Consider the following 14,362-nt stretch of genomic DNA (forward strand, 5'->3'; position numbering starts at 1 on the left):
TTTAAGTAACATCCGCTAACTCGTAAAATACTCAATAAATTACTCCGTAAACGAACAATTTAGCCTATTTTGTCGTTTAAATAATAAATTGAGATGAAAACCCTAATTTAATTAATGGATACTTTTACTACGATTACCATCCTGGTAACCATCAGCGCGCTCATTTCTTACCTCAATCACCGTTACGTTAAACTGCCTGGTACAATAGGTATTATGGTGATTGCAATCAGTCTTTCTATATTGATCCTGATCACAGGAAAGACTTTTCCGGCAGCTTACAATTTTATTTCAGCACTTACTTCGAGCATAGATTTCACCAAAACCTTATTGGATGTAATGCTGGCATTTTTACTTTTCGCCAGTGCCTTACATTTTGATTTTGAGAAACTTAAAGCACAAAAAAGACCAGTACTTATTTTAAGTACGGTAGGTGTAATCGGGTGTACGACTATATTTGGCTTTCTGTTTTTCTGGGCAGCTTCTTTACTGCATATAGAAATTCCATTAATGTATTGCTTCTTGTTTGGTGCATTAATCTCCCCTACCGACCCTGTAGCTGTATTGTCAGTTTTAAAAAAGTCTAAAATCCCGCCTTCACTGGAAACAATAATTGGTGGGGAATCATTGTTTAATGATGGTGTGGGTATCCTTTTATTTGTGACGCTGCGAGAACTTACAGAAAATACAGACATAGCTTTTTCCTGGTCACATTCTTCGTTATTATTTGCGCAGGAGGTGTTTGGCGGAATTTTACTGGGTGTAGCTTCGGGATACTTGTGCACCAGGCTTGTCAAAAAAGTAGATGAGTTGCAAACGATTTTAATGATAACATTGTCTATGGTCATGGGAATCTCTGTAGTTGGCGGTTTATTGCATGTATCTATTCCTTTGGCAGCGGTTACTGCCGGATTGATGCTGAGTAACATGAAATTGGGAGAAAATGCGAATACTATACATCTTAAAGACATATTAGATAAGGTTTGGGGATTAATTGATGATTTGCTGAATACGATCCTTTTTGTAATGATTGGACTGCAAATCGTAGTGATTCCTTTCTTTAATAGCTACTGGCTGATTAGTTTACTTTCTGTATTTTTTGTACTGATTGCCAGAGGCCTGAGTATTGCTGTACCAAGTATTTTGATGAGAAGATCTTTAAAAACTGATTATAACAAGCTGGGTATTCTGATCTGGGCGGGATTAAGAGGCGGGATTTCTGTTGCACTTGCTTTATCTTTACCAGATTCTCCGTATAAAGCTTTGATTGTTTCAGCCAGTTATATCATCGTTATATTTTCGATTATCGTGCAGGGATTAACCTTAAATAAGGTAGTTAACAGATTGGTAAAATAAATTCATAATGAAATATGCACACAAATATTTTTGACCATATCACTCAGCAGTTCCAGCTTCCTTTTACTAATCCGGTACTGATATTTTCTTTATTACTTTTTATAATCCTGATAGCCCCGATTTTACTGGGCAGAATCAAAATCCCGGGAATTGTAGGGTTTATCATCGCCGGAATTTTAATTGGCCCGAATGGCTTTAATATCTTAAAGAAAAACTCCGCTATAGAACTTTTTGCGACTATAGGTCTATTGTATATCATGTTTATTGCAGGTATTGAGCTTGATTTGGCGGAGTTTAAGAAGAAAAAGCATAAGAGTTTTATATTCGGATTTCTGACCTTTGCTGTTCCTATATTAATTGGGTTTCCTGTCTGCTATTATTTACTGCATTATTCTTTGCTGACTTCAATTTTAACGGCAAGTATGTTCGCGACACATACTTTAGTGGCCTACCCGATTGTCAATAAATTTGGAATTGCCAAAAATGAAGCGGTAGCGGTTACTGTTGGGGGTACAATCCTGACGGACACTGCAGTGCTGATCATCCTGGCTGTGATTATGGGTTCGGTGGAGGGCGAACTGAACAGTTCTTTCTGGATTCAGCTGGCGATATCGCTGACTATTTTCACGGCAACGGTATTTATTGTCATCCCAAGAATCGCTAAGTGGTTTTTCACGAAACTGGAAAGTGAAAAAACTTCTCATTATATCTTTGTTTTATCAGTTGTTTTCTTCTCTGCTTTTTTAGCGCAGCTTGCTGGTATTGAACCTATTATCGGGGCATTCGTAGCCGGACTTGCTTTAAACCGGCTGATTCCGCATTCTTCTATTCTGATGAACAGGATAGAGTTTGTGGGTAATGCTTTGTTTATTCCCTTTTTCCTGATCAGCGTAGGGATGCTTGTTGATTTACGGGTACTTTTCAGGGGGCCTGATGCTTTGATTGTTGCCGGCGCTTTAACTGTAGTTGCTATAGTTGGTAAATACTTTTCGGCCACTTTAACACAGTGGATTTTCAAGTATACTAAAAACCAGCGCTTGCTTATTTTTGGTTTAAGCAGTGCGCATGCTGCGGCTACATTAGCGATTATATTGGTAGGTTATAAGGCAAAAATAATTGACGACAATATCCTTAACGGAACAATTATCCTGATCCTGATTACTTGTGTATTTGCTTCTTTTGCGGCAGAGAAAGCCAGCAGGAACATCGTTTCTGAAGAAGAACTTACCGGGCCGGAGATCATTCAAAATCAAGAGAATATCTTAATTCCTATTGCAGATTTCAACAATATGAACACGATGCTGGATCTTGCAGTATTGTTTAAGGACAAGAATTCTGATCAGCCAATCAATTTATTATCGGTTGTGCCGGATAGTGACAATGCACAGGCAAACTTGCTTACCGCCCGTAAAAAGCTGAATGATTCTGCCAAATATGCTTCTGGAAATGATACCATGGTCAAAGTGATTGCGACTTTGGACCACAATGTTTCCAGTGGCGTGCTGCGGATTGCCAAAGAAAAATCTGCAAATATTATCATTACCGGATGGCCAAGGAAGAATACTGTGATTGATAAGTTTTTAGGAGACAAGTCTGCTGCACTGATTGAAAACTCACCAGCAAATTTATTTATCTTGCATTTGCATAAGCCGATAACTGTACATACCAGCATTCAACTGGTTTGTCCGCCTGCTTATTTAATGGAGAAGAATATGCAAGTATGGCTATCCAAGGTTTGTAAACTCAGTGTTGAACTGAGTTTACCGGTAAATTGCTTTTGCGACGAGTCTACAAAAAAACACATTGAACATGCGCTGCTGACCATGAAATCGAGTATTAATTTCAATTTCGATCCCACAGAAATCTGGAAGGACTGGAGAAAATTGAAAGAAAGAATCATGCCTGATGATTTCATGATTGTTGTTTTAGACAGAAAGCTGGAAACAACTTACCTGCTTTCACTTACTTATACGCAGCGTAAACTGGAAAATCTTTTTGAGTCACAAACCAAACTTCTGATCTATCCGCAAATTTAAGCTACCACCCCATTCTTTTACGCAATGATAAAATCTGTTCAGCATGGTGTTTTCCGTGCCAGTGATAAGTATTTGTCATTTGCCATAAGGGCACATAGGTATCAGAAGCAGGATGATAATATTCACGGTTCCAGTCCTGATCTGTCATTTGTACCAGCAAGGAGACCCACCGGCGGTGTAAAGCGTGGACAAGCGTAATAGAAACATTTAAAGGCACATCAGTGACATCAGGTAATTCAGCCCACAGTTGTTCTTCATAAGGCTTAATTGTTGGTTTATCTTCTGTCAGAGTCAGTTTTAACCTGATATAGGCGTTCATATGACTATCAGCTATATGATGAATTACCTGTATGGTATTCCAGCCTCCTTCTCTGTATGGGACATTCAGTTGTGCTTCATCCAGATTTTCGATACAATAATCCAGTAATAAAGGGAGAGATCTGATAGAATTTATCCAGGAGTTAAGTGATTGCGGTGTATAGGTATCGGCTGGAACAAAGCGCCCGATAGGGTAAGCATGTTCTTCATTAAAGTTATCCATGAGCATATGGTTGAGTGGTTAAAAGACTTTAGTATAATGTTCTACAATAGGAAAAGGATCATAAAAATGATGAAGAAGTTCTTTCCATTCCAGGTATTCGTCAGCCCCTCTGAATCCGACAGTATGCGCTTCCAGTGTTTCCCATTTCACGAGTAAGAGGTATTGATCAGGATTTTCTATACAGCGCTGAAGTTCATGACTGATATAACCTTCCATTTTAGAGATGATCTGTTGCGCTTGTTTAAAAGCGGCTTCGAATTCATTGGTCTTTCCTGGTAAAATATGAAGTATTGCTTGTTCGAGTATCATTTAGTTTGCTTATGAGATATGGTATTCTTCCAGTTTACGGTAAAGTGTGGTTAATCCTATTCCAAGTAAACGTGAGGTCTCAGTTTTATTATTCCCCGTATACTTTAATACTTTAATGATATGCATCTTTTCTACAGTTTCCATTTTCATACCATCACCTTCGGCAGCACCGTGGTGAAATTCGTAAGGAAGCAAGCTGGCACTCAAATTCTGACCGTCAGATAGAATGACTACTCTTTCAATCACATTCTTTAATTCTCTGATATTACCTTTCCAAACGTGGTTGAGTAAGTTTTCGCTAAACTGTTCATCCATCGTAAAATCCGGCCTGTTTACTTTCGCAGCAAACTGCTTCAGGTAGTATTTAGCAATCAGCAGTACATCTCCTTTTCTTTCATTTAAAGAAGGAAGTTCTATTGAGAAAACTGACAACCTGTAGAAGAGATCTAATCTGAAACGACCTTCTTCTGCTTCGGTTTTCAGATCCCTGTTGGTTGCAGCAATAATCCGGACATTTACTTTAGTGGTTTGTGTATCCCCTACTTTGATAAAAGTCTGATTTTCCAGTACCCTTAAAAGTTTAGCTTGTAAATCGAGGTTCATTTCCCCTATTTCGTCCAGAAAGAGTGTGCCTTCATTCGCTTCTTGCAATAAGCCTTTTTTATCTTTCTGCGCTCCTGTAAAGGCACCTTGTTTATAACCAAACAATTCACTTTCCAGTAAATCCGGATTAAAACCGCTACAGTTTAAAGCGACAAAGGGTTTTATTTTCCGCTGGCTTTCGAAATGAATAGCTTGTGCAAAAACTTCTTTACCTGTACCTGTTTCTCCAAGCAGTAGTACAGTAGTATCTGTTGGTGCAACCCTGCGGGCCAGGTCTACCGCTGCTAAAATAGTTTTGGACTGTCCAAGTATAGAATTGAAATCGTATTGCTTTTGTATTTTAGATTCCAGCTCAAAGACTCTGTATTGGAGTTTGGCCTTATCCATCGCTTTATAGACTAATGGAATGATCTTATCATTATCATCTCCTTTAGTGATGTAATCAAATGCACCGTTACGCATAGCTTTTACACCATCCTGAATGGTTCCGAAAGCAGTCAGATTGATAACTTCTGCATAGGGTTTTATCTCTTTAATTTGTTTAACCAGCTCTACGCCATTTACATCCGGTAGTTTCACATCACTGATCACTACATGGACTTCCTGATTAGCCAGCACCTTAAGTCCTTCTTTCCCTGTATTGGCCTGATACACTGTAAATCCTTCTAATTCTATAATTCTTGCTAAAAGACTACATATCTTTTTTTCATCATCAATAATCAGGACACTTTGCTGCATGGTTAAAAATTTCATCAAAAATAGTTATAATAAGACAGATGTAATCAAGCTTGATCCCGTATTTATTGGTAACACGGTCATATTCATTAAAAAATCTTATTTTTGTACAATAAAAAACCTTCACCATTTTGGCTAAAATCAAAAAGAATTCCCATAAAATCCTTTACAGAAAGTATTCTTCTAATATTAAATATATTATGATGGTGCTGACTGTACTTATCATTACGTTCTTTTTACCTAAACAACCGCGTTTCAGGTATGAATTTCAAAAGGGTAAAGTTTGGTTGAACAAAGACCTTGTCTCTCCATTTAGTTTCGCCATTTTGAAGACTAATCCGCAGGTTACCACAGATAAACAGGACGCATTGGAGAACGTTCTTCCAATTTACCGGTACAGTCCTGAGCTATATACAGCAGTTGAAGAAGCTTATAGCAATGAGTTTGATGTAAAATGGCGTGGAAATGCTTTTCCTGAAGAAGAAAAAACACCGAATAAGATAGCCTCGCTTAAATTATTAAAAAGCATTTATGAAAAGGGAATTATAGCAGTCAATCCGAAGCATCAGAAAGGCCGCAAGTATTACGATATCTCGCTGTTAAATAATAATATTTCAAAGACAATCAGCACACAGGATGCATTTACGGTACAAACAGCGCTTGATTATTTCAATACAACTTTTACTTCGACTAAAGTCAAAGAAAAAGAGGTGGTGATGAACCTGGTTGAGGATCATTTACAACCGAACATTGTTTTTGATGAGAAGTTAACTGCAATTGTACAAAATAACACCATAAACAGCCTTTCTACGACTCGTGGAATGGTTCAAAAAGGAGAATTGATCATCGCTAAAAATAATGTGATTGATGATGAGGTATTTCAGAAGCTTCAATCTTTCAAAGAAACGTATGAAGCACAAACCAAGACTATTGGGGATAGCAAGTTAGTTTACCTGGGCCAGATCTTATTGGTAGGTTTTATCCTGAGTTTATTGATGGTCTTCCTTTCGATGTTCCGAAAAGATATTTTTAGTGATAACAGGCAGTTATCATTGTTATTATTGATCATTACCATGCTGCTGCTTGCACTGACCTGGTCTATCAAGCTTAACCTGCCTAGCCTTTATTATATCCCGTTCTGTATTGTTCCGATCATCATCAGGATATTATTTGATACACGCCTTGCCTTGTACCTGCATTTGCTTGTTATCCTGATAGCGGGCTTCTTTGTCCCTAATAGTTTTGAATTTGTCTTTTACCAGGTGACTGCGGGTATGGTTGCAATTTATAGTATCAGAAACCTCATCAAAAGAGAGCAATTGTTATTATCTGCTTTATTCATCTTAACGGCTTATTTTATCTGTTTTGTCGGAATCGCCTTATTAAGGGATGGTTCGTTCCAGGAAATTGAGTGGATGAACTTTGTTCCTTTCATTATCAGTGTACTTTTATCTTTATTAGCTTATCCGCTGATCTATGCTTTTGAGCGTGTATTCGGTATTACTTCTGATGTTGCATTAATCGAGCTGACAAACACAAATAACAAGCTATTAAGAGAGCTTGCATTTAAAGCCCCGGGTACATTCCAGCACTCGTTACAGGTAGCGAATTTAGCTGAAGCAGCAATCTTCAAAATCGGCGGAAATTCCCTGCTGGTCAGAGCTGGTGCTTTGTACCATGATATTGGTAAAATTGAGAATCCTCAATATTTTATAGAGAATCAGAATACAACCCTGAGCCCGCATGATAAATTACCTTACGAACAGAGCGCACAGATTATCATTAAGCACGTCCATAAAGGAATTGAAATTACCAGAAGACATCAATTGCCGGAAAGTGTGATTGACTTTATCAGAACGCACCATGGAAATACACGTGTAGATTATTTCTACCAGTCCTTCCTGAAGAATTCTCCAGAGAAATTTGTGGACGAAAATATCTTCCGTTACCCTGGTCCTATCCCTTTTTCTAAGGAAACAGGGGTGTTAATGCTGGCCGATTCGGTCGAAGCAGCCTCAAGAAGTATTAAAAATCCTAACGCCCAAAACATAAATGATCTGGTTGAACGCATCATTAATTACAAATTGGAACAAAATCAATTAGATAATTGCGATTTAACGTTAAAAGATATAGAAACTATAAAGCTGATATTCAAGACGATGCTTATGAGCATCTATCATGTGCGTATAGATTACCTACAAAATGTGTAAAATATTTTTGAATTAATGATTGTATTACTATATTTGCAACCCCGGAAAACGGGTAACAAATTTAAACGGAGGGATGCCTGAGTGGCCGAAAGGAACAGTTTGCTAAACTGTCGTACTGGCAACGGTACCGAGGGTTCGAATCCCTCTTCCTCCGCTGAAATACCTAAAAAGCTTTAAATCTAGATTTAAAGCTTTTTTTGTTTTATAACTAAATTCAGGAACATGCTGGTAATTGAGGGTTTACAAATCATACCTACAGATCTGCTGGATCAATATAAGGATATTGTTTCCGAAGAGGCATTGTTTACCGCATTCAACCAATTGGAAGATGCGCCGCTTTCCACAGATGAGTTTAGCTTTTATACTTCTGTAGCCTCTGTTTATTCCAGCAAAATTGAAGGGGAAGTTATAGAGCTGGATTCTTACATCAAACACAAACGTTTTCACATTGAATTTCAGCCTGATTACACTCGTAAAATAGACGATCTGTATCTTGCTTATCAATTTGCTTCAGAAAACAGACCAGACAAAGAAACGTTTGCAGAAATGCATTCCCTTTTAGCCAGACACATTGTATCTACAAACTGGCTGGGAAAGTTCAGGAATCAGAATATGTTTGTAACGACAAAAGATGGACGTATTGAATACGTAGCCGCCTCTCCTTTTGAAGTGCCGTCTGAAATGGATAAATTGTACACTGATCTGGAGATATTATTGAATACTGAACTCACAATATCAGAGACTTTCTTTTTTGCCAGCATGATCCATCTAGTATTTGTAAAAATACATCCTTGGAACGATGGCAACGGGCGCAGTGGACGTTTGTTTGAGAAATGGTTTCTTGCTCAGAAATTAGGAAATAAAGCTTGGTTTATCCAGTCCGAGAAATATTACTATATGCAACATGAAATTTACTATAGCAATATAAGAGTATTAGGACTTGAATATCAGGATTTGGAATATTCAAAAGCGTTATCATTCTTATTGATGCTACCAAAATCTGTGACTGAGAAAGAATAAGAGCCAGAAACTATTATAAATACTCAACCCATTACCTGGCTTATAAAACACTCTCTATAACGAGCAAAACGAGGGTCTCTGGAACCTTAGAAATTATTGAATCTTAAGTGTTCGAATCCCTCTTCCCCCGCTTAAAGAGACGTACAGCTTTGTACGTCTCTTTTTTTATTGAACTCAACTCATTGAATACGAATGATTTAATTGTTTATTTTTAAGCATCAAAAACGGTTCGATATTTTTTTTAATACATATTATAGCTTTATCTTTTATTAAAAAGTTCTCAAATTCATCAGAAATGGCTATTTTGGGTTCGACACTCCCTCAAGGTATCGTAATTCTCAAGTAGCTGAATCTTTGATATTAAAAATCAGAGAAATGTATAAGTGTTTCCGTGAAATCATCAAATGCCTCACAATTATTTGAAGGAAATTTGTACCAGAAATATTAAATCATTTATTATGAAAAAGACAGTATTGATAACAGGGGCATCATCAGGATTTGGAAAAGCGTCCGCAAAATTGTTTCAAAACCAGGGCTGGAATGTCATCGCTGCTATGCGTTCTCCTGAAAAGGAAGACGAATTAAAGGATAGTGAAAATCTACATTTGGTAAAACTGGATGTTACAGATTTGGAAAGTATTAAAAAATCAGTTGAACAAGGACTAGAAAAGTTCGGTAAGATTGACGTTCTCATCAACAGTGCAGGTTACGGTTTGATAGGCGTTTTCGAATCGTCGGACGAAGCTCAGATTCAAAAACAATTTGAAGTCAATGTTTTCGGCTTGATGAATATGACTAAAGCCATTTTACCGGCGATGAGAAAACAAAAAAAAGGAGTTATCATCAATATTTCATCTTTTGGAGGTGTGACAGCCAGTCCTTTTACAAGTTTATACAACAGTTCGAAATTTGCCGTCGAAGGTTTTTCTGAAGCATTATATTTTGAATTGTCATCTTTTGGAATTTCCGTAAAAATTGTAGAACCCGGAAGCGTTGCGACCAATTTCAGAAACGGAATGGAAATGATTCAGAATACGATCGAAGATTACAATCAAGAATTGGCGACTTTCATTCCAAAGTTTACAAAACGTACGGAACATTTAGCAAATGCTACAACCGAAGAAGTTTCAGATACTATTTTTGAGGCAGCAACAGATGGTCAATCCAAATTGAGATACAGTATTGGGGATGATGCAAAGTTCTATATCGATTTGAAAAATCAAAATTCTGAAGAAGATTTTTTAAGAGGTATGCAGGAATAATCGCTGCAGAAAGATTTAACTTTATCATTACAAATTCCAACAAAATGCCAGAATCATTCATCAATATTCATTCGATTGCAGAGTTTCATCGATATTACGGTCTTGAAAGTCCGAAACATCCTCTGGTAAGCGTTATCGACCTTAAAAAAATCAAAAGAAAAGATATGGATTCTGCCCTTCATTTTCATCATCTGGGTTTATATGCAGCTGTATACAAAAAATTTGACGGGAGCTTTAAATACGGCCGTTCAGATTATGATTTTCAGGAAGGTGCTTTGATGTTCATTGCGCCTGATCAGATAATACAGACAAGTTCTGATACTGATGCTGAGATTGACGAAGGATGGTTTCTGGCATTTCACCCTGATTTTATCTATGGTTCCGAATTGGGCAAAAAGATTCGGAACTATACTTTTTTCGACTACTCAAGCAATGAAGCACTGTACGTTTCTGAAGAGGAAAAGAAAACGCTTGAGGTAATAATTTCTACCATTGAAACAGAGTATTCAAAAAACATTGACCGGCACACACAAGGTTTGATTTTAAATAATATCGAGTTACTTCTCAACTATTGCGACCGCTTCTACGAAAGGCAGTTTTTGACGAGGTCAAAAGTGAGCAGCGATATTCTTCAGAATTTTGAACAGTTGCTCAATCACTATTTTGATGACGAAAATCTCATTGACAAAGGTATCCCCGAAGTGAAATATTTTGCAGAAAAACTTTATCTTTCATCTAACTATTTATCTGACCTTCTCACTAAATATTCCGGGAAAACTACGATTGAACATATTCATCTCAGGTTGGTTGATAAAGCAAAAAATCTGCTGCTTGGAACTTCAAAATCTATCAGCGAAATTGCTTATGAGCTTGGATTCGAACATCCTTCACATTTCACAAAAATATTTAAAACAAAAACAGGATTATCGCCACTTTATTTCAGGAAAAACCAGAATTGACTAATCCGTAGAAAGACTGAGTATTTCAGGCAAAATGGACGTGCGCCCCATTTTCAAAGTCATATTGTATATATAACCCCTGGTAATTGCACTAGGTGCAAAAATTCCAGCGTGATCATTATTAATATAATTTAGATAATTTTCAATCCACTAAAAAAACTCAAAAGTGGTATCAGGGGTTCGACTGTAGCACCCCACACTCCAATTGCCAACCACTTGGGTACTACCTAAAGAGTAATCATATAATTCAATACTGATGGTCTGTACTAATTGAACAGACTGAATGAATTAATCACAGTTAATAATGATTATTCTAGTTCTAGAAAGCCCGCAAACTCCAGGCAGTCCCAGAAAAGCCTTCAGCAGCGTAAGGAAAATATAATAAGTATAGTTATGAAAAATTTATCATTAAAAGATCTGAATGTTCAAGAGCTTGACTTTACGGAAATGAGAAAAATTATACTATTAATTCTATGACAGATCAGAAAGACAATGGCAAAGGGTTACTTGGTTTAGACAGCCTGATTAATCAATTTGAAGACACCGCTTCCAGTTCGAACCATCAAACTCCATTACATCCTTGGATCCTATGGACCACATGATTCCATCGGCCGCGCTCAGGTGATAACAGGTCCGCACTACCTCGTCCCCGAAATCAACGGGTAAGAGCTTGTCCTCCTCGAGCCGATAGACAAAACTGGTAGAAGACACGTACAACTGTCCGTCAAAAACCTCCATACCCCAGAGGTCTTCTTTGGTGCTTTCATGCTCAATCACTTCCCATTGATCATTATGTCCCCGAAGCAAGGTTCCGAGCTGGCCGCAGGCATATGTTACTCCTGAATATTATATTTTTAGTCTTCATAATTTATTCGCTTATAGTTAAAAACACAACCCACATTTCACATTCATTATTGTAATTTCATGAATTTAAAATTCTGCTTAGATTTAAATTATTCTATGACAGATCAGAAAGACAATGCCAACGGTTTACCTGGCTTAGACATCCGGATAATCAATTCGCAGACGCCTCGTCCAGTTCGAACCATCAAATTCCATTACATCCTTGTTTCCTATAGACCACATGATCCCATCAGCGGCACTCAATAGATAACAGGTCTGTACGAATTCATCCCCGAAATCAACAGGATTGAGCTTACCATCCTCGAACCGATAAACGAAATTGGTAGAAGAAACGTATAACTGTCCGTTAAAAACCTCCATACCCCAGAGGTCTTCTTCGGTGCTTTCATGCTCAATGAGCTCCCATTGATCATTACGTCCCCGAAGCAATGTTCCGAGCTGGCCACAGGCATAGGCAAAACCGTCTGGTGCGCAGCGAATTTTGTAGAGTGCCAGCTCGGTCGGACTGTTCTGCTGACTGAAGACGGAACCGTCATACTTCCAGATTTCACCTTCCCAACCGACCATATAAATTTCCTGTTCGCTAAACCCGTCAACAGATTCGAAGCTGGTATCGGTGATCGGGGTGTCACCAACCTGGGCACTCTCGTCAATGCATCTCCATTGATTTTCGTCCTCACGAACATAGGCCTGACGACAAGTTCCTACAGCATAGGCTCTACCTTTTGCAATACCACGTATTTCACGAAGAGGTCCGCGCTTCCTTGAGTCTACTCCACAGTTTGCGATGAGCTCTTTACTTTGAGTACCACCACCACTGACATCTACCGATCCATCAGTGCCCAGCGCCAGGTAACGTTCGTTAGGTACATGGCAAACCGTTTCAGAACAGCCAAGCCATGGCACTGCATCGGCACACCAGGTTCCCTGATCGAGACAGAATAGTATCGATGAATCTGAGTAACCCATCCTGAGATCGTCGTCGTGTGCAACAATCAAATAGCTGAGATCATTGTAGCGGACAACCCCAGAAACAACGCTGTAACCACTGAGTTCCGGCATTTTAGTTTCCATGCTGCCTTTCTGATATATGGAAATCAACGGCTAGATTACTTCTGAGTATTATATTTTTAATTTTCATAATTTATTGACTTTTTTATTAGAAAATACCATCTAAAAATATGCCAAAATTGCTCATAAAATAATTTAAACTTAAATTATTAATAAAAATATTATTTAGCCGTCATTTAAAGAAATATTTCACTGCTATCTAAAACATTTTTCCTGTGATTTGCATCCTACTGATTTGAGGTGTAAAAGGCCTGATCCAGCCATTTCTGGATGTCGATTTTCATGAATAGATTTAATTGAAGACGTAATATATAATGAGATTCAATTCAGGAAGTATGCATTCCCCCAAATGGACGTAAATTCATATCTGAAACGAATTGCCTACTTATAATAAGATTGTTAAAGGATATTAAGTCATCGCTAATAATATGTTCCGCATATGTCACTGCATCTTAAAGCGATTCAAAATGCTATCTTACTTTTAAAGGCAGACTTTTGATTTAGAATTCTTTACTTTTTGAATGAAGAAACCGACGAAACTTTATTTACCCAAAATCTGTCTTAAAACCTCAAATATCCCTTAAAGGTGTTCTATTAGAATCCCCTCTCCTCCACCAAACATAAATGCTGCTTATCGAAGATAAGTAGCATTTATTGGTTTAAAGCCAGTTCTGCACTCCTTCAGTGCAAGGGGATCAAGTCATAAACTTGTGGAGCAGGCTCTTTTTTAAGCATAAATTTTGACACGCTCAACAGCAAGTCTTTGCTCTCACGGATGCTCTTATGCCGCTGGAATTTGCGCTGAAAGCTTTCCATTTGCATGGGAATGACTCAGGGGAAACAAGGCCGGGCTGTTCGTAAATAAATTCAAAATAGCTAACTAATAAAGCTATATCGCCCAGGTACTGCCTGAGTACTGGTCGGGTACTCGTTAGGGTAAGAGCAGTGCTAAAGTAACGCGAGAGCATGGCAAGTCCAAGTCAAAACAACTAGTTGAAATGACTTGGACTTGCCATAGTTAAAGCCCGTTCTCAACCTGATGTCACCCCGACCACCACTCAGGCAAAACCAAACCATAACTAGTTGAAGATTAATGAAATTATAATTTCCCCTTTGACTAACCCATGGACAACTGCGGACAATTGCAGACAGCTGCGGACAATTACGGCCATTTTTTACGCATCAGGATAATCTTTAACGCGAATAGCTTACATTGGTGGAAAGGTATTTATTTATTATGGGAAGTTTAACGGGTAAATTTTCAAAGGGAATCCTGGGCGATTTCATTTTTAAAGCAGCAGTTTGGCGTACAGGTTGTTTCAAAAGTTCTGTACTGGGCATAATGAAACAATCAATAGAAACCGAAAAGACATCAGAGAACTTTCGTCAAAGTAGCAAG

Annotated in this window: 10 protein-coding genes and 1 tRNA gene; 7 read left to right on the forward strand and 4 right to left on the reverse strand. The window is 38.0% G+C overall.

What is annotated here, in order from left to right; genetic code table 11:
* The first annotated feature begins 114 nt into the window (after window positions 1–114).
* Complete coding sequence (locus AB3G38_RS09935) at window positions 115–1,353, forward strand: cation:proton antiporter (RefSeq protein WP_367868334.1); 1,239 nt, start codon at window positions 115–117, stop codon at window positions 1,351–1,353.
* Between the two features lie 14 nt (window positions 1,354–1,367).
* Window positions 1,368–3,389, forward strand: coding sequence for a cation:proton antiporter (locus AB3G38_RS09940; RefSeq protein WP_367868335.1), 2,022 nt, complete (start codon window positions 1,368–1,370; stop codon window positions 3,387–3,389).
* A 1-nt stretch (window position 3,390) separates the two neighbouring features.
* Here the strand turns inward: AB3G38_RS09940 and AB3G38_RS09945 are convergent, their stop codons facing one another.
* From AB3G38_RS09945 to AB3G38_RS09955, 3 genes are read right to left on the reverse strand one after another with little or no spacing between them, the layout of a single operon-like run.
* A complete protein-coding gene (locus AB3G38_RS09945) occupies window positions 3,391–3,930 on the reverse strand; it encodes a YfiT family bacillithiol transferase (RefSeq protein WP_367868336.1) in 540 nt (179 codons plus the stop codon).
* Between the two features lie 18 nt (window positions 3,931–3,948).
* A complete protein-coding gene (locus AB3G38_RS09950) occupies window positions 3,949–4,239 on the reverse strand; it encodes an antibiotic biosynthesis monooxygenase (RefSeq protein ID WP_367868337.1) in 291 nt (96 codons plus the stop codon).
* Window positions 4,240–4,248: 9 nt separating this feature from the next.
* The gene (locus AB3G38_RS09955) at window positions 4,249–5,580 is read right to left on the reverse strand and encodes a sigma-54-dependent transcriptional regulator (protein WP_367868759.1); all 1,332 of its coding nucleotides are present in this window, start codon (window positions 5,578–5,580) and stop codon (window positions 4,249–4,251) included.
* A 128-nt stretch (window positions 5,581–5,708) separates the two neighbouring features.
* Here AB3G38_RS09955 and AB3G38_RS09960 point away from each other — a divergent pair, with 128 nt between their 5' ends.
* The 5 genes from AB3G38_RS09960 to AB3G38_RS09980 all read left to right on the forward strand — a co-directional run bounded on the left by AB3G38_RS09960 (window position 5,709) and on the right by AB3G38_RS09980 (window position 11,028).
* Window positions 5,709–7,787, forward strand: coding sequence for an HD family phosphohydrolase (locus AB3G38_RS09960; protein ID WP_367868338.1), 2,079 nt, complete (start codon window positions 5,709–5,711; stop codon window positions 7,785–7,787).
* Between the two features lie 67 nt (window positions 7,788–7,854).
* A tRNA-Ser gene (locus AB3G38_RS09965) sits at window positions 7,855–7,941 on the forward strand.
* Window positions 7,942–8,009: 68 nt separating this feature from the next.
* Window positions 8,010–8,807 carry a Fic family protein gene (locus tag AB3G38_RS09970; RefSeq protein WP_367868339.1) on the forward strand — a complete coding sequence of 266 codons (798 nt, stop codon included), beginning with the start codon at window positions 8,010–8,012 and terminating at the stop codon, window positions 8,805–8,807.
* 458 nt (window positions 8,808–9,265) lie between these two features.
* Window positions 9,266–10,069 carry an SDR family oxidoreductase gene (locus tag AB3G38_RS09975; RefSeq protein ID WP_367866904.1) on the forward strand — a complete coding sequence of 268 codons (804 nt, stop codon included), beginning with the start codon at window positions 9,266–9,268 and terminating at the stop codon, window positions 10,067–10,069.
* Window positions 10,070–10,113: 44 nt separating this feature from the next.
* The gene (locus tag AB3G38_RS09980; protein ID WP_367866903.1) at window positions 10,114–11,028 is read left to right on the forward strand and encodes a helix-turn-helix domain-containing protein; all 915 of its coding nucleotides are present in this window, start codon (window positions 10,114–10,116) and stop codon (window positions 11,026–11,028) included.
* A gap of 999 nt (window positions 11,029–12,027) precedes the next feature.
* Here the strand turns inward: AB3G38_RS09980 and AB3G38_RS09985 are convergent.
* Window positions 12,028–12,966, reverse strand: coding sequence for a hypothetical protein (locus AB3G38_RS09985; protein ID WP_367868340.1), 939 nt, complete (start codon window positions 12,964–12,966; stop codon window positions 12,028–12,030).
* Window positions 12,967–14,362: the final 1,396 nt, after the last annotated feature.

Origin of the sequence: Pedobacter sp. WC2423 (assembly GCF_040822065.1) — a bacterium.
Classification (GTDB): Bacteria; Bacteroidota; Bacteroidia; order Sphingobacteriales; family Sphingobacteriaceae; genus Pedobacter.